Here is a 15800-nt window from a genome sequence, read left to right on the forward strand (position 1 = left end):
ATTCAGTTCAATCTAGAATTTGGCTTTTCAAGCGTAACGCATTGATCAAAAAGAAGGAACCCAATTTAATATTTTTGATCTTAAAATAGGGACGCGAATTTTCATTTTTAGCAATGACTAGAGCATGAAGATAACATGTCTATAGATATCAACCTGAATCCCATCCCCTCAAACTGCCAGAGCTTAGGCTGGCTATCCGGTTGAATAATTTGCTGGATCAGTAACATAGCCTGCATAGACCCCATCACACCAAGCAAAGGGGCTACTACGCCTAAGCTGCTGCAGTTGCCGGATTGGTCTGTTAAATCCGGGAATAAACATTGATAACAGGGGCTGCGGTTTTGGGCAAAAGGCCAGAGCATCAACTGGCCTTGTTGGGCTATAGCCGCAGCGCTAATCAGGCTGATTTGATGCTGCTGGCAAAGCTGATTAATGAGTTTCCGGCTTTGGAAATTATCGGTGCAATCCAATACCCAGTCGGTGTTTGCTAATAAAGCTTCAGCATTGTCGAAGCTAAACTGCTGTTCTACAGCCTTGACGCTGACATGCGGATTCAGCTGTTTAAGCTGGCGAGCCGCCATTTTGGCTTTGTTAAAACCTTTGTCACTGTCGCGGAATAATATCTGCCGTTGCAGATTGGATAACTCCACTTTATCGCCGTCGACCAAAGTCAGGTGACCTATACCGGAGGACACCAGATACTGACTGGCGGCATTGCCTAAACCACCGCAGCCAATTAGCAGCACTTTCGTTTGTTTTAGTTTTAACTGAGCGGCTTCACCAAAACCAGGCAACATCAACTGGCGGCTATAGCGGATAAATTCTAAATCATTCAGCATGGCTTTTGCTCCAATTGGGCTCCGGTGATTAACTGCTGCATTTGTTGCACCCAAAGTTTTGGCTCTGCAGCATTCGCAAAAGCTTGTACTACCGCCAGATGTTGGATGCCACAGGCCAACACAGCTTTGGCATTGTGTTCATGAATGCCACCAATAGCGACCAGTGCAGTAGTTGGGAATAAGGCCGGGTATCGGGATAGTTTTTGCAGCCCTTGTAATTTGCCACCCATCTCCTTGGTTTGAGTGGCAAAAACAGCGCCTATCGCCAGATAACTGGGCTGAAATTGCTGCGCTCTTAATAGTTTATAAAAACCATGGCTGGATAAACCCAGCCTCAGTCCGGCTTGTTGCAAAACTGCTAAGTTGGCGCTGTTGATATCTTCCTGACCTAAATGCACACCATAAGCGCCCAATTCCAGCGCCAATTGCCAGTGATCGTTAATAAAAAGCTGAATATCAGGGTGCTGGCAAAGCTGGATTGCCTGCTGTATTTCTTGCCGGAGTAGTGCCTGATCTGTGCTTTTTATCCGCAGTTGCAGGGTTTTCACTCCGGCCGCTAAAGCCCTTTGTAGTTCTGCCACTGACGGCACTATCACATACAAACCTAAAGGAGCTTTTAAAGGTGCAAAGGCTTTGGCTGGCGGCTGCAGATCGTCAGTCAGCAGCTTTGGTAAATACTCTGGCTTGGCTGGAAAACCCCAGTGACCCAAAGTTCCTGAACATTCTGTGATAGCAACTGGCTGGCTTAAACCCTGATTGATATAGCTTTTTGCTAATACAAAAGCATCTTCCAGCGCATAACCTAAAGCCAAAGCTGCTGCTAAAGCACTGCTAAAACAACAGCCTGTGCCATGGCTAAAAGCATCTTGTTGGCGTGGACTGCTCAACCTGACCTGATGGCTATAAGCCGGATAACCGCGGTAACGAAACTGCGGGCTGATAAAAAGTTGGTCCGTGCAGCTTTGTGTATCAAAGTCATGGCCGCCTTTGACCAATACTGCTTTTACGCCGGTGTCTAATAGCAGTTTTACTGCCTGATCTGCATCTGTGCTTTGGGTTAAAGCCTCCAGCTCCGGCAGGTTAGGTGTCAGCACATCAAGTTGTGGCAATAAATGCTGGATCACCGCTTGATATAAATCAGCGTCCGCCATCCTTGAACCACTACTGCTAATGGCGACAGGGTCGTAAATCACCAACAAATCAGCTTGTTTTTGCCTGAGCTGCTGCCTGAGTTCTTGTAAAAAGTCAGCCAACCAAAGCACCTGAAGTTTATTTACCAGCAAACCAATTTTAATCACAGCAGGTTGTGCATCTTTCAGCAAAGTCATAGCTTGTTGGTGCAGCATAGCCACTGACATCGCCAGACAAGCATCAACACCACCACTATGCTGGGCGGTAATGGCGGTAACTAAAGTGTATAAATGCAGAGGATGTTCTGGTGCAGAAAAACTTTGGATAGTTTTTAAATCGGCCTGAATACCGGCACCTGCGCTATTGTCTGAACCTGTAATACTCCAGAGGATTGTTGCCTGAGTTGCCTGAGTTGCCTGAGTTGCCTGAGTTGCCTGAGTTGCCTGAGTTGCCTGAGTTGGCTGAATCATGGCGCCTCCTGTAACCAAAACGGCATACCAAGAACAGGTGTTGAAGGGCTGGCAAAATCTTGTTTAGGCATAGCCCCTGCTAAAAATGCAGAGCGGCCGGCAGATACTGCCTGTGAAAAAGCCTGAGCCATCACTACAGGATCTTTGGCTAAAGCCACGGCAGAATTCAGTAATACACCATCAAAACCCATTTCCATCACCTGACAGGCGTGGCTGGGTAAACCTAAACCTGCATCCACTATTAAAGTGGCGTCCGGTAAACGTTCCCTTAAAGTCCGCAGCGCATAAGGGTTTAATACACCTAAACCTGAACCTATAGGCGCAGCCCAAGGCATCAGTACTTTGCAACCGAGTTCATACAACCTTTTGCAGAGCACTAAATCGTCAGTGCAATAAGGTAAGACCTCAAAGCCATCAGCCAGCAGTTGTTCGGCCGCTTGCAGCAACAAAATGGGATCGGGCTGCAGGTTGTAGTCATCGCCTATCAGCTCCAGTTTTATCCAGTTGGTTTGGAATAACTCCCGCGACATCTGAGCCAAAGTCACAGCTTGTTGCACTGAATGGCAGCCCGCCGTATTGGGCAATAGCCTGAGTTTTAAATCGCGGATCAGTTGCCAGAACTGCTCACCCCCTTGTTGTTCAGGGGCTTGACGGCGAAGGCTTAAAGTCACTGCTTCGCAGCCACTTTGTTGCAGGGCTTGCTGCATCAAGGCCGGGTTTGGATAGAGGGCGCTGCCTAAAATCAGCCTGCTGCTAAGGGTTTCGCCGTAAATCTTAAATTCGGGTTGCATACTTAACCTCCAGCTATAGGGCTGACAATATCCAGCTCGTCACCGGCTTTAAGTTGTGTGTCTGAATACTGTGCTGCTGCAATAAAACGGCCATTTAAAGCCACGGCAAAAGGGGCTTTAAAGCGTGGCAATAAATCGCTTAATTGACTGGAGTTTAAAGTTTCAGTTTTGCCATTCAGCCAGATATTCACTGTTGTATCAGTCACTTCAGCCATAACACAGCTCCTTAGTTTCACTGAACTGCAGCAAAGCCAGCTGGGCCACTTGTTCAGCCAAAGCCGGCCCTAATAAATAACCGTGACGATATAAACCATTAACCCGAATCAAGCCGGGCTTTTGCTGTATTTCAGGTCTGTTATCCGGCAAAGCGGGGCGGGCAGAGGCTTGCAAACTTAAAATTTCAGCATCAGCAAAAGCAGGGTCTACTGAATACAAAGCTGAAAGCAGTTCCAGCGTCGAACGCACCGAAGGGCCGGATTGATCAGCCGATTCCAGCTCTGTAGCGCCCAGCACAAAAATACCATCGCCTTTGGGCGCTATATAAAGCGCATAACGGGGATGGAACAATCGCACAGGGCGGCTTAGTTTGACTGCAGTCGCTTTAACTCTTAGCACTTCTCCCCGCACAGATCTAAGCTGCTGTACCTCTGGTTGAGCCCCTAAACCACGGCAATCAATGACCAAATCAGCGGCTTCTAACTTGCCGTTACACCAAAGCTCATCACCCTGAAATTCAGTTGTGGACTGAGCTTCCAGCGCTACGCCTCTTTGCTGCAATAGCTGCAGAGAATGATCTAAAAAAGCCTGATTATCTAACTGACCTTCACCCGGTAAATAACAGCCATGCTGAAAACGCCCGGCTAACGAAGGCTCAAGTTCTGTCAGTTCAGTTTTAGTCAGCCATTTAGCTTTGTATTCAGGCTGAGCTTTAATTTGGCTAACCAAATGCAATAACAGGTGCTGTTGCTGCGGGTGGGCCAGCAGCAAAGCCCCTTGTTGTTGCAGGCCAAAATCCGGCAACTGCTGTTGCAGCTGTTGCCAGAGCTGCATGCCGCGATAGCCCATTTCTACTAAATCCTGCTCTAAAAGCACAGACTCAGCCAAAGGCGACAACATAGCGGCAGCAGCAAAAGCAGCTTTGGGTTGATACATCTTTTGGTCAGGGGTAAAACTTCCCTTTTCCAGCAGGCGAATACGGGCTGGCTTTGGCCAAAGCCCGGGTTCGGACAAAGCCAAAGCGCATAATCGTCCCATTAAGCCGCCACCGAGGATCAGCAGCGTCGGGCTCATAGCTGGTGCTCCTCCGGCTTTTTATCAGCCAGTTTCTTATCCGTCGTATGATAAAGCTCTGCACCCGATTCACGGAACTGCTGCGCCTTTTTCTGCATTTCTGCTTGTTGCAGCTCTGTATCCAGCTGTTTTACTTCAATACTGGCCGCATAGTCGCGCACATCCTGACTGATTTTCATCGAACAGAACTTAGGGCCACACATAGAACAAAAGTGCGCTACTTTGCCGGATTCTTGTGGCAGCGTTTGATCGTGATAAGAACGAGCCCGTTCCGGGTCTAAACTTAAATTAAACTGATCCTGCCAACGGAACTCAAAACGGGCTTTGGATAAAGCATCATCCCGAATTTGTGCACCGGGATGGCCTTTGGCTAAATCGGCGGCGTGGGCGGCAATTTTGTAGGCGATCATGCCTTCTTTGACATCGTTTTTATCAGGTAAACCCAAATGCTCCTTGGGTGTGACATAACACAGCATAGCGCAGCCATACCAGCCAATCTGAGCAGCGCCAATGGCTGACGTCAGATGATCGTAACCCGGTGCTATGTCTGTGGTCAGAGGGCCTAAAGTGTAAAAAGGTGCTTCGGCACAGTATTCCAGCTGCAACTGCATATTTTCACGGATCAGCTGCATAGGCACATGGCCAGGGCCTTCCACCATCACCTGCACATCTTTGGCCCAGGCGCGGTGGGTCAGTTCACCTAAGGTTTTCAGCTCGGCAAATTGAGCTTCGTCATTGGCATCGGCTATGGAACCAGGGCGCAGGCCATCACCTAAACTAAAACTGATATCGTAAGAGCGCATAATGTCGCAGATATCGTCAAAGTGTTGATATAAAAAGTTTTCCTGATGATGCGCCAGGCACCATTTGGCCATAATAGAACCGCCACGTGAGACTATGCCGGTCAGGCGTTTAGCCGTCATAGGCACATAAGCTAAGCGCACTCCGGCGTGAATAGTAAAATAATCCACCCCTTGTTCAGCCTGCTCAATTAAAGTGTCGCGGAATAATTCCCAGCTCAAGTCTTCGGCTATACCGCCGACTTTTTCCAGCGCCTGATACAAAGGTACAGTACCAATAGGCACAGGGCTGTTGCGGATAATCCATTCGCGGGTTTGATGAATATAACGGCCAGTGGATAAATCCATCACTGTGTCTGCGCCCCAGCGCGTGGCCCATAGCAGCTTTTCCACTTCTTCTTCAATGGATGAACTAACCGCTGAATTGCCTATATTGGCGTTCACTTTCACCAGAAAGTTACGGCCAATAATCATAGGTTCAATTTCAGGGTGATTGATATTGGCAGGCAAAATGGCGCGGCCTGCCGCTATTTCCTGCCGGACAAATTCAGCGGTAATTTGTGTGGGTAAGTTGGCACCAAAACTCTGGCCCGGATGCTGTGCTCTGGCTTCAGTGGCCGCTGCCAGATTCGCGCGGCTTAAGTTTTCCCGAATAGCCACGTATTCCATTTCAGGGGTGATAATGCCACGACGGGCATAGGCCAGTTGAGTGACAGCCACGCCAGCTTTGGCTTTACGTCTTTCTGTTAAAGCCTCGAATCTTAAGCTTTGCAGGCTTTCATCCAGCCACTGCTCTTTGCTGTAGACAGAGCTAAAGTCGGTGACCAAATCCGTATCGCCACGCTCTTTGATCCAGTTGGTACGCAGAGCAGGCAAGCCTTTGCGGATATCAATTTGCGCATCAGGACAGGAATAAGGGCCTGAAGTGTCGTAGACCCGAACCGGGGTATTGGGCGCAAATAAAGGATTGTCTTTGGTGCCGCCAATTAAACTGGGCTGCAGTTCAATTTCACGCATACCGACTTTCACGCCGGGCAATTCGCCTTCGATATAGACCTTACGGCTGGCTGGATAAGGCTGGCCCTGAAACTGCTGAATAAACTGTTCGGCAGCAGCGCGGGTGGCGCGACGGTTTTGATTTTCTGACATATAAACTCCGATGAAATAATTAAATAGTTAATTTTCAACAGAGCTTGGGAAAAGCGTGGACAGCCATCAACAGATGAGCCGAATGAGTGCGCCAACAGGCAGACGGATCACCGCCGCTATTAGCGCTCTTGTTTCCCTCCGCAGGTATTATCCTGTTCAGGTTCCACGGATTCCGCCCAAGGGCGGTCTCAGCTGACAAACAAGGTTTGTGCAGCACTCCGACAAGCTAAGTGCGGCCAGCATAAACAGCTTTTTTCCAGGCGGCAAGGGGAAATTGGTAGGTGCCTTGTTTCGGACTTGAGTGTTCTATGGGCTAATTTGTGGCAATCACCAGCTTAAATTTCCCCCAAAAGCGGATAAAAAATTGTAGGGGGCGGGTTTATCCCGACCCGATTAGGGTCTAGTTTTACGCTGTTCTCCACGATTTATTTTATGGAGAGAGGATCTCGTAGCTTAGTATTACCAATCAATCACTTAACCTTATGATTCTTGAGCTTGGCAACTTGTGGCTGATTGCTCAGGAAATTGTAAAAATCCATTTGCTGTTGCTCAGTGCCAATGTGCTTTATGTAGAAATAGCTCAGAGTATCTTTAAAATAAAACCCATGGTCTTTCATTGGTATGACTTCGTATTTTGGGCCATCGTTTCGCTGGTAAATAAATGCACCATTTACATAATCCAATGTCCTGACGACTTGCTCCTCTAAGTGGTATTGGCCAAGATACTGCTGAGTATTTTGTGCTGACACATCAACAGCGCTGTAGTCAGGAAGCGGAAACGAAAGGAGGTTTGCTGCCAGTTTGCCTGCAACTGTTGCTGGAGGGATCCAGCTTCCGCCATTAATGCCGTCACTGTTGCTTAACACCACTATGTATGTGTCTTGTTCAGGCAAAAAAATGCTGTGGCTCGAATAACCCATAGTTGAACCACTCATTGTAATAGCCGCTGTATTTCCAATCTGCGATAAGGAATAGTTAAAAGTACCATCAGTTTGCGATTTATCGTTTAAGGTAATGCGGCTTAGAAATAGATTGAGGTAATGGCTATTAAGCAGTTGCTTGTGCATCAGGGCTTGGGTAAAACGATACAAATCCTTGGTGTTCGAGACAATATCTGCTGCACCATATGCCCAGTTCAGATTTAAAAAATCATGCTGGCGAGGGGTTGTGTCAGCAAACGTATAGCCAGTCACTTTATTGTGAATTACAGCAAAAGAGGCCTGGTATGTATGGGTCATACCCAATGGTTTGAAAATACGCGCTGATAAAAATTCACTGTAGCTCTGACCTGTCACTTTTTCGATGACGTACGCCAGCATACTGTAGCCAACATTGCTGTATTGGACCCTGTCGCCTGCCGGATAGTGCCAGTTATTATTTTTAAATAGGGTAATAAGTTGTGCTAATGAAATGCTCTCCTGCACACGGGTAGCTAAAAACTCGGGTTCATTGATTGGGTCAACCAATCCAGAGGTATGAGCGAGCAGGTGGCCTATCGTAACTTTGCCTTTAGTGGTGTTGATCTCCGGGATATAGAGAGAAATATCATCATCCAGAGAGAGCTTATTTTCCTGTGCCAGTAAGAGTACAGCAACAGCTGTGAACTGTTTGGTCAGAGAGCCAATTTCGAAAAGATGCTGGTTGTTCATAGGTACAGATAATTCGATACTGGCGTTTCCCACAGCGGCTTCACAGAGTTCTTTTCCATTCGTTGCAACAAGAGCAGAAAATCCTATAGAGTTTTTAGTCGTAAACTGTTCCAGCTGCTTTTTAAGACTCGTGTTGCTGCAAGCCCCTGCGTGAAAAGTGATGGCCAAACCAAAGACCAATGCAAGTGTGTTTATTCTCATGGCATTTCCTTTTTATCAGATAATTTTGGTACATTTGAAAACCGGATAAATTAGAAATTGAATTGCTTCAAAAACCGATGGAGAAGTAACGATTTTTCTCTGATGAAGTTCTGATGTTTATGCCAATAAGGATGTTACTTGCTTAAGCAGTTTAAATTGAACGATATCCGGGTGGATGTAGATCGTTGTTTTATTACGAGGGGACAAGAGTCTGTGACTGTTGAACCCAGAACAATGGACGTTTTGGCCTATCTGGCGGCCCATCCCAAACAAGTGGTATCACAAGAATCGTTGTTTGAAGAGCTGTGGCCTAACACAGTTTTTAGTCCGGGATCTGTTCAGCGTAGTATTGCTCAACTTAGAAAAGCTTTGGGAGACGAAGCAAAAACACCTGTTTACATCCATACTCATACCAAGCGGGGCTATAGTTTAGAGGTTGAGCCATTAGCCATTACAACACAAGCCAACCATTGGCGCTGGTGGCTGTTTTCTTGTTTGCTTGCTCTGTTTGTCATGATCTGGGGTTTCTGGCCAGACACAAAGGCTCATATCTCATTTTCAGGCAAACTACAGCCAATCACCTCATCTTCTTATTATGATTTTATGCCCCTTTATTCAGCTGACGGCTCCGCTCTGGCATTTATCCGACAAACAGGAGCTTCAAATCAAATCGTGGTCAAAGATCTGCATTCTTCCGATGAAAAGATCATTTTGTCCGGGTCTGACGATTACCAATCGATCACCTGGGACCAATCAAATAGCAGCTTTTACATTATTGTCCGAGCTGCTGCTGGTGATTGGGTGGGCAAGATTTCCCGCCATGGTGGGCCCTTAGATCGGCTGTTTAGCGTCGATGAGCAAGGCGGTCTCTGGCGACTGGATGCAGATAAGAGCGGGCTTTATTACATGCTGGCGACTGTACCAATAAATGGCCGCCCAGTGACTCGTTTAAAGCACTTTAATGAGCAGACTAAAATTCACACTGACTTGCTGCTGAGTAGCAACGAATTTACACCTTACCGCATCGCTTTATCTCCCGATACGACAGTGATTGCACTGGCAGGCGAGAATGCCAGCAACGATGTGGAATTAAGGTCATTTCACATCAAGACGGCTGAGTTGTCGCAGCCTTTCGCTAAGCTTCCACTAGGTTTTACCGAGATAAACTGGCATCCCAACAACCAGTCACTGCTGGTTCACCATTTAAACGAACTTTTTATTATGGGGTTAGATGGCAGCCGGAGCGATATCCCATATTTCAGCTATCAACGGATTTTTAACCCGTCTTTCAGTCCTGCTGGCGATAAAATTGTGCTGTCGCTTAGCCGATACGATACTGATTTAATTGAGGTCGGACGTCGTGATTTTATCGACAAAATCGTCGATTCAGCGGGCGAAGATCATCTTGCTAGATATTCGCCATCAGGCCGTGAGATTGCTTTTGTATCCTCAAGAACAGGCAGGTCGCAGCTGTTCCTTTATCGGGATGGGCAGCAAAAACTCATTTTTGATAACTCAGAAAACCAACCGATATACCGTGCGCCGGTATGGTCAAAAGATGGAAATCGTATTGCATTCTCTTTTGGAAAAATTCTGTATATCTACTCTATCGAAGATCAAACCACAGTCGCTCATAAAATGCCTGCTGAATTCACTGCTGTTCTTGACTGGTATAGCGACAAAGACAAGTTGCTAATAGCCACAAAACGTAGCGGAAGTTCATATTTTGAGCGATACCAGCTGAGTAAAAGAGTCACAATCCGACTAGCAGAAACCGGTGTTAATTTTTCTGCACGACTCGATCAAGACGATAAACTGCTTTATCGGACTGAAGAGTTCTTATTTTGGGGGGAGCGTAAGTTCAGTTTGCAAAGCCTACCTCCGATGACCGGTGCGGTAGTGCCTGTGAAAGGTGGGGTTTTGTTTCAATCGCAAAGAGACTTGTATCAATTTGACGGTGTCAGCGCGATCAAGTTATCTGAAACGCTGCCGGATTTGGTGTCTGAGTTGATTGACGCCTATTCAACCCAACAAATGTTGTTCTGTTCGCAGCCAGAGGAGAATGCTGACATAGTTCTGCTGGAGTGAATGTGCAGCTGTAGCTTTCTGTTATGCTAACGGAATGTCATATGACATTGTGGGTCAGCTGAAAACAACAGGTTTTCTGTGGTCGTTGCTGCGGATAAAACATAGATCTTCCAGCTCAGAGGCAAAGCTCAGAGCTTATTCGCTTTAATCGAAAGCTCAAAACCGCAGGCATGGGCGTACTTAACCAGCGTAGACCAGTTAGGGTCGGAGTTACCTTTTTCTAAACGGCTGCTATTACTCTTCGGAGTCCGTATTTTCACCCAACGTGTTTTGAGCGCTTCCGACTTGAAGGGGCACTGATAACTGTTGATCGATAAAACGAAACTCAGCCTCCAACAGCTGATATTCAGCTTTCACTTCAGGGTTATCTAAAGCTTGTTGTTTTAATTTTTGCAGACTCATCATTATTAAAACCTCGTTTTGCCTTCCCTGTTATTTTAGCTAAGCCACAAGAAGATCCCGCCAAATTATGCTAATTTGCCTGCGGTGTGCCATTTTGAAAAGACTTGCCTGTGGACAGACGTCAGTTTTTAATCCTAAGCGGCGGTGCTGCTGTAACAACAGTCTCTGGTTGCCAGTTCAGCCCGACCGTAGCTTTGCCAGAAGCTACTGACTGGCAGCAACTCAAAGCTAATTTTTCCGGCCAGTTATTGTTTCCGGCAGATGCTGGTTTTAATCGTTTTTATAAAGCGGCCAATTCCCGTTACGACTCTATTATTCCTGCTGTGATAGCGCGTTGTGCCACTACGGCCGATGTGCAGCTGGTTTTAGCTTTTGCCCGCCGTTATCAATTGCCCATTACAGGTCGTAGTGGGGGTCATAATTATGCGGGTTACTCCAGTACTCAGGGTATTTTGCTGGACTTGGCTTTGATGGCCGATATTCAGTTTCAGCCAGAAGACAACACTGCCTGGATAGGTGCCGGGGCTAAATTAGGGGATGTGTACGACCAGCTTAGTAAAAAAGGCCGATCCATTCCTGCCGGCAGTTGCGTAGGTGTGGGTATTGCAGGTTTAACTCAGGGCGGCGGTTTTGGCATTGCCGACCGATTATACGGTTTAACCTGTGATGCAGTGCTGGAAGCCGAACTGGTGACAGTGGATGGCAAAGTGCTGCTTTGCAACGCGCAGCAAAATGCCGATTTATTCTGGGGTTTAAAGGGCGGCGGCGGTGGCCAGTTTGGCATAGTCACCCGCTTTAAATTTCAAACTTTTGCCACCAGCGATATCTTAAGTTGTAGGGCTTCTTTTGCGTTGAAAGACGCTTTGCCTGTGCTGAGTGCCTGGCAAAACTGGAGTCAGCAGTTACCAGAACAATTATGGTCGCAAGTTGCTTTATGGTGGAGCGGCGATACAAAGCGTGAACTGGTGGTACAAATACGGCTGACCAGTTTGGGTTTGACTGAACAGGCAGAGCAGCTCTGGCAAAACTGGTTGCAGCTTTTGCCAGTACAACCGCTGACCCAGGAAGTGGCTTTGCATCAATACCGGGATTTTATGCTCAGTGATTGTGATGGGTTGGAGATGCCTGAATGCAAACTGCCGCATCAGTCGGAGCGGGCCAAACTGAACCGCACAGCTATGGCTGGTAGTTCGGACTTTTTTAATCAGCCTATTGAGCAGGCAGGTTTAACTGCTTTGCTGGAACAGGTGCAGTTACGTCAGCAGCAAGGACTTTCAGGCGGTATTTTATTAACGCTGATGGGCGGGGCTATTGGTTCAGTTGCCACAGATCAGACCGCTTTTGCGCACAGAGATGCGGTATTTTGTGCTCAGTATATGGTGAGTTACCCTGTGGGTACTGACGATGATTTATTGAAGAATGCTGCGCTTTGGGTGGATCAGATGCGCACTGTAATGCGGCCTTACAGCACGGGCGGGGCTTATTTAAATTACACAGACGCTTTGCTTAAAAACTGGTCTGATGCTTATTATGCTGGTCATTACAGCAAACTACAGCAACTCAAAGGCCGTTACGATCCACAGCAGTTACTAGGGTTTTCTCAAGGCATCACACCAGCCTGAACTAAGAGGGATATCAGAAGATGAAGTGTAAGGCATTGAATTTATTATTTTTGTCACTAAGTCTGTCAACTTTTAGCCTTGTGGCTGAACATCAGAGCGACAGTACAGATTTTGTAGCTGATGGTGTTTTTCATGCCGCTATAGAAGGCCCCGCCACAGATAAAAACGGCTATCTGTATGCAGTGAATTATGGCGTTGAGGGCACTATAGGCAAAGTCAGCCCAAAAGGTGAGGTGAGCTTAGCTCTGACTTTGCCTAAAGGCAGTATTGGCAATGGCATACGTTTTGATCAAAAAGGTCTGATGTATATAGCCGATTACACAGGCCACAATATTTGGCGTTATGACGGAAAGCAGCTGCAGCTGCATGCCCATCAACCTTTGATGTTTCAGCCCAACGATTTAACCATAGCCAATAACGGCGTGATTTTCGCCAGCGATCCGGATTGGAAAAACCGCAAAGGCCAGTTGTGGCGTATTGAAACAGACGGCAGCTCCAGTCTGGTTGAAACAGAGATGGGCACCACCAATGGCGTAGAAATCAGCCCTGACCAGACCAGGCTGTATGTCAATGAAAGCGCGCAGCGCAGAGTCTGGGTCTATGATCTGGATAAGAAACTGCAAGCCAGCAATAAAAGGTTGCTGATCCAGTTCCCTGATTTTGGTTTAGACGGCATGCGCTGTGATGCGTCAGGTAATCTTTATATAGCCCGTTATGGCAAAGCTGTGGTTGCCAAAGTGAGCCCGGACGGCACATTACTGAAAGAATACAAGTTAAAAGGTGAATTTCCGACCAACGTCACTTTTTCGCAAAAAGACCCAAGCTTGTTGTATGTCACTATGCAAAAACGTGGAGCTGTCGAGCTGATTAAGCTTTAGCTAGACCTTTGTGCTGTTGCCCTCTGTACTGTTGAGGGCTTTGGCCAAAATGCCGCAAAAAACGTGCGCTAAAAGCCGAAGCCGACTGATAGCCCACGTTCAGTGCTAGTTGTTGCACTGATAAATCAGAGAACAGCAATAAAGTGCGGCTGTGCTGCATTCGGAGTTGAGTTAAGTACTGGCCTGGGCTTTGACCTAATTGCTGGCGAAACAATTGTTTAAACTGACTCAGACTCAGGCTGGCTTTGCTGGCGAGCAACACTAAATCCAATTCCTCAGCCAAGTGTTCCTGCATATAAAGTACCGCTTGCCGTAATCTCCTGTCCAGTGCGGGTACTGGTTGTTCGGCTTCCAGCAATTGCAGAAAAAATTGCTGGGCCGCCGCCAATAATTGCTGATTTTGTTGTACCAGCAGCTGTTCCAGTACCAATAAATAAGGTTGCATTAACGCCGAAAGCTGAAACACCGGATGGGCTAACTGCAGCAAATGTGTGGGTAAATGCGCTAAATCTACGACTAAAAACCGGCATTGTTCAGTAGCAGAAAACCCATGCTCTGTGCCTGCTGGTATCACCAGACATTCAGCTGTACCCACCTGCAACTGCTGGTGATTGATCAGCAAATTTAATCGGCCAGCCAAAGGCAGCACCAGTTGATGATGATCATGGCTGTGGCTTTGCAGAACCGGACTATAAGCGCGAATGGACAGGCTGAGCATGAGGTACCGGAAATAAACGATCGTAGCTGTAGTTATACAGGTAGGTGTAGAACAAAAACACAATAAACATCAAGGCTTCGCGCCATAAAGCCTGAGCCAGGCTAAAATCCAGCAACCACAAGGTCAAAGGAATACTGAGTGCTGCTCCTGCCAGTTCATAACTGACACAATGCAGCAACCGCACTTTGCCGCTTTTAACCAAAGATGCGGTGGTGCGCCATGGGAAAAAATCAAAAACTTTGGTATGCGTTAAGGTCAGCAAAAATACCGTAAATGAACTGAATAACGAAAAAGTCGAAGCGCTGCCAAAAGCTGTATCTGCCACAGCCATAGTGCACAGAGTGCGTAAACCAATAGCACCACATTCGTAAGCAAAAGCATGACGAAACCAATCCAGGTTGCTTCGCATCAGTAAAACTCAATTCATAAACAAGAACTGCAGTGTAAAAGGTTCTGGCAAAGCAAGCCTTGGTTAAAAGCCGCAAATATAACGCAAAAAGCTGCTTTTCAGCAGCTTTCATCGAAATTGGCTTGGGTGGTTAATGCACCTGATAATGACGACAGAAGAAGTCGATCACTTTGTCCGGATCAGGCCGGGTTGTCATCTTATGTTTTGTTGCCAAACCTGCGGCCAAAGCTCGCAAGGTGACATCTAAAGGCGCACCTGCAGGTTTTTCAATTTGATAGTTCTGGAACAAAAAGTTAAGAGCTGCTCCGGCATAAGAGTTGACCGAATGCGAAGGCAGCAAACGCAATTCCTGGAGCCTTACTCCAAGTTCACGCATTCTTTGTAAGCGGCTGGCTTCGTTCATTTCTGTCTCCCTTCAAAAGCAGTTAAACCTGATGCTTATATATCTGCCGTGATCGGGAAAGCTTTAGTGGAATTCTTGCCGCTGATTTTGCTATGAGTGTTTGGAAAGGAAAACGCCACCATGGATCGGAATAACCGACAGTGTGGAAACAGGTCTTTGGAGGTACCTATGTTTGTTGTAGAGGAAAATGCCGCCATAAACCAGGAGACCGGCAGAGGGAGGTCTTTGGAGGTACCTATACTCTGTGGCGGCTTTCAAAACCCTGTTTCGTGGGAATGAGTACGAAACAGGGAAAACCAGGAGAAAACATTTTTACCGGGCCGGGTTAGCAGCACGGCAAAGGTCGATCAGGCATACATACGGTCAAAAATATTCAAAAAAGTCGGAGCTTTCTCAATATGAACCGGAATATGCAGACGGCTGGCGATATCGCTGGCGGATATGACCCCCCGAATATGGTGAGATTCGGTATCTATCACTAAACAATACTGCTCACCATTGTGTTGCAGAGTGTTCAGCACATCACCTATGGAGCAGTGTTTAATTTGTTGATAAGCCAGGGCTTTGATTTCGTCGCGTGGGCGCATTAAATCAGCCACTGTTAAATCAGTGCGATTCACACCTTTGCCTAAACGTTGCAACACATTCTGGATAGACAACTGTTCGTAGCTGATTAAACCAATCAGTTCCTGATTGGCGTCTATTACCAGTTTCAACTTGCTATGTTCATGATTCATCATATCCTCTGCTTCGACTGCACAGGTGCCAGAATCAATCATCATAGGGCTGTTGGTTTTAAAATCAGACAGGAAATCCAGCGCTGCTGAATTTAACGTTGCTTCGGCAAATTCAGCGGGCTGAACTAAATGATCTATCACGTCAACGTTGAATAAATTTAACTTTTTCATAGAAACCTCTCATCAGTCCGCTCAGAGGCAGCGAACCGGATATCAATACAAT

General features: G+C 46.9%; 15 protein-coding genes and 1 riboswitch. Of the genes, 3 read left to right on the top strand and 12 right to left on the bottom strand.

Going from position 1 to position 15800, the window contains the following annotated elements; all coding sequences use genetic code 11:
• Window positions 1-107: 107 nt before the first annotated feature.
• The 7 genes from P3C17_RS00450 to P3C17_RS00480 form a co-directional block, all read right to left on the bottom strand.
• Window positions 108-839: a HesA/MoeB/ThiF family protein gene (locus P3C17_RS00450; protein ID WP_300927612.1), complete on the bottom strand. Its 732-nt coding sequence runs from the start codon at window positions 837-839 to the stop codon at window positions 108-110.
• Complete coding sequence (gene thiE, locus P3C17_RS00455; protein ID WP_300927613.1) at window positions 833-2440, bottom strand: thiamine phosphate synthase; 1608 nt, start codon at window positions 2438-2440, stop codon at window positions 833-835. Before thiE ends, P3C17_RS00450 begins: the two co-directional genes overlap by 7 nt.
• On the bottom strand, window positions 2437-3231 hold the full coding sequence (locus P3C17_RS00460; RefSeq protein ID WP_300927614.1) for a thiazole synthase: 795 nt from the start codon (window positions 3229-3231) through the stop codon (window positions 2437-2439). Before P3C17_RS00460 ends, thiE begins: the two co-directional genes overlap by 4 nt.
• A 2-nt stretch (window positions 3232-3233) precedes the next feature.
• Window positions 3234-3446 carry a sulfur carrier protein ThiS gene (thiS, locus tag P3C17_RS00465; RefSeq protein ID WP_300927615.1) on the bottom strand — a complete coding sequence of 71 codons (213 nt, stop codon included), beginning with the start codon at window positions 3444-3446 and terminating at the stop codon, window positions 3234-3236.
• On the bottom strand, window positions 3439-4521 hold the full coding sequence (locus tag P3C17_RS00470; protein ID WP_300927616.1) for an FAD-dependent oxidoreductase: 1083 nt from the start codon (window positions 4519-4521) through the stop codon (window positions 3439-3441). The genes thiS and P3C17_RS00470 overlap by 8 nt, the downstream gene beginning before the upstream one ends.
• Window positions 4518-6470 (bottom strand): phosphomethylpyrimidine synthase ThiC, encoded by a 1953-nt coding sequence (gene thiC / locus P3C17_RS00475; protein WP_300927617.1) that lies wholly within the window; start codon window positions 6468-6470, stop codon window positions 4518-4520. Before thiC ends, P3C17_RS00470 begins: the two co-directional genes overlap by 4 nt.
• A gap of 115 nt (window positions 6471-6585) precedes the next feature.
• Window positions 6586-6701, bottom strand: a riboswitch (TPP riboswitch).
• Window positions 6702-6940: 239 nt separating this feature from the next.
• Window positions 6941-8320, bottom strand: coding sequence for a serine hydrolase domain-containing protein (locus P3C17_RS00480; RefSeq protein WP_300927618.1), 1380 nt, complete (start codon window positions 8318-8320; stop codon window positions 6941-6943).
• A gap of 138 nt (window positions 8321-8458) precedes the next feature.
• Between P3C17_RS00480 and P3C17_RS00485 the strand changes: the two genes are divergently transcribed.
• Window positions 8459-10408, top strand: coding sequence for a winged helix-turn-helix domain-containing protein (locus tag P3C17_RS00485; RefSeq protein WP_300927619.1), 1950 nt, complete (start codon window positions 8459-8461; stop codon window positions 10406-10408).
• A 234-nt stretch (window positions 10409-10642) separates the two neighbouring features.
• Here P3C17_RS00485 and P3C17_RS00490 read toward each other — a convergent pair whose 3' ends face one another.
• The gene (locus P3C17_RS00490) at window positions 10643-10813 is read right to left on the bottom strand and encodes a hypothetical protein (protein WP_300927620.1); all 171 of its coding nucleotides are present in this window, start codon (window positions 10811-10813) and stop codon (window positions 10643-10645) included.
• A 107-nt stretch (window positions 10814-10920) separates the two neighbouring features.
• Here P3C17_RS00490 and P3C17_RS00495 point away from each other — a divergent pair, with 107 nt between their 5' ends.
• Window positions 10921-12432: an FAD-dependent oxidoreductase gene (locus P3C17_RS00495; RefSeq protein WP_300927621.1), complete on the top strand. Its 1512-nt coding sequence runs from the start codon at window positions 10921-10923 to the stop codon at window positions 12430-12432.
• A gap of 35 nt (window positions 12433-12467) precedes the next feature.
• Entirely contained in the window at window positions 12468-13310 is an 843-nt protein-coding gene (locus P3C17_RS00500; protein WP_300927622.1) for an SMP-30/gluconolactonase/LRE family protein, read from the top strand.
• Here the strand turns inward: P3C17_RS00500 and P3C17_RS00505 are convergent.
• The 4 genes from P3C17_RS00505 to P3C17_RS00520 form a co-directional block, all read right to left on the bottom strand.
• Window positions 13300-14028, bottom strand: a complete 729-nt coding sequence (locus P3C17_RS00505) for a helix-turn-helix domain-containing protein (RefSeq protein ID WP_300927623.1) — start codon at window positions 14026-14028, stop codon at window positions 13300-13302. The two genes, P3C17_RS00500 and P3C17_RS00505, sit on opposite strands and share 11 nt — an antisense overlap.
• Window positions 14000-14437: a chlorhexidine efflux transporter gene (locus P3C17_RS00510; RefSeq protein ID WP_300927624.1), complete on the bottom strand. Its 438-nt coding sequence runs from the start codon at window positions 14435-14437 to the stop codon at window positions 14000-14002. Before P3C17_RS00510 ends, P3C17_RS00505 begins: the two co-directional genes overlap by 29 nt.
• A gap of 130 nt (window positions 14438-14567) precedes the next feature.
• Window positions 14568-14840, bottom strand: coding sequence for a hypothetical protein (locus P3C17_RS00515; protein WP_233079987.1), 273 nt, complete (start codon window positions 14838-14840; stop codon window positions 14568-14570).
• Window positions 14841-15187: 347 nt separating this feature from the next.
• A complete protein-coding gene (locus P3C17_RS00520) occupies window positions 15188-15748 on the bottom strand; it encodes a CBS domain-containing protein (RefSeq protein WP_233079990.1) in 561 nt (186 codons plus the stop codon).
• Window positions 15749-15800: the final 52 nt, after the last annotated feature.

Origin of the sequence: Rheinheimera sp. 1928-s (genome assembly GCF_029269265.1) — a bacterium.
Classification (GTDB): Bacteria; Pseudomonadota; Gammaproteobacteria; order Enterobacterales; family Alteromonadaceae; genus Pararheinheimera.

Bases quoted from the DNA above. Each gene is read 5' to 3' on its own strand.
- P3C17_RS00520 (WP_233079990.1), bottom strand. From the start codon at position 15,748: ATGAAAAAGTTAAATTTATTCAACGTTGACGTGATAGATCATTTAGTT.
- thiC (WP_300927617.1), bottom strand. From the start codon at position 6,470: ATGTCAGAAAATCAAAACCGTCGCGCCACCCGCGCTGCTGCCGAACAG.
- thiS (WP_300927615.1), bottom strand. From the start codon at position 3,446: ATGGCTGAAGTGACTGATACAACAGTGAATATCTGGCTGAATGGCAAA.
- P3C17_RS00460 (WP_300927614.1), bottom strand. From the start codon at position 3,231: ATGCAACCCGAATTTAAGATTTACGGCGAAACCCTTAGCAGCAGGCTG.
- P3C17_RS00510 (WP_300927624.1), bottom strand. From the start codon at position 14,437: ATGCGAAGCAACCTGGATTGGTTTCGTCATGCTTTTGCTTACGAATGT.
- thiE (WP_300927613.1), bottom strand. From the start codon at position 2,440: ATGATTCAGCCAACTCAGGCAACTCAGGCAACTCAGGCAACTCAGGCA.
- P3C17_RS00515 (WP_233079987.1), bottom strand. From the start codon at position 14,840: ATGAACGAAGCCAGCCGCTTACAAAGAATGCGTGAACTTGGAGTAAGG.
- P3C17_RS00450 (WP_300927612.1), bottom strand. From the start codon at position 839: ATGCTGAATGATTTAGAATTTATCCGCTATAGCCGCCAGTTGATGTTG.
- P3C17_RS00505 (WP_300927623.1), bottom strand. From the start codon at position 14,028: ATGCTCAGCCTGTCCATTCGCGCTTATAGTCCGGTTCTGCAAAGCCAC.
- P3C17_RS00490 (WP_300927620.1), bottom strand. From the start codon at position 10,813: ATGATGAGTCTGCAAAAATTAAAACAACAAGCTTTAGATAACCCTGAA.
- P3C17_RS00470 (WP_300927616.1), bottom strand. From the start codon at position 4,521: ATGAGCCCGACGCTGCTGATCCTCGGTGGCGGCTTAATGGGACGATTA.
- P3C17_RS00480 (WP_300927618.1), bottom strand. From the start codon at position 8,320: ATGAGAATAAACACACTTGCATTGGTCTTTGGTTTGGCCATCACTTTT.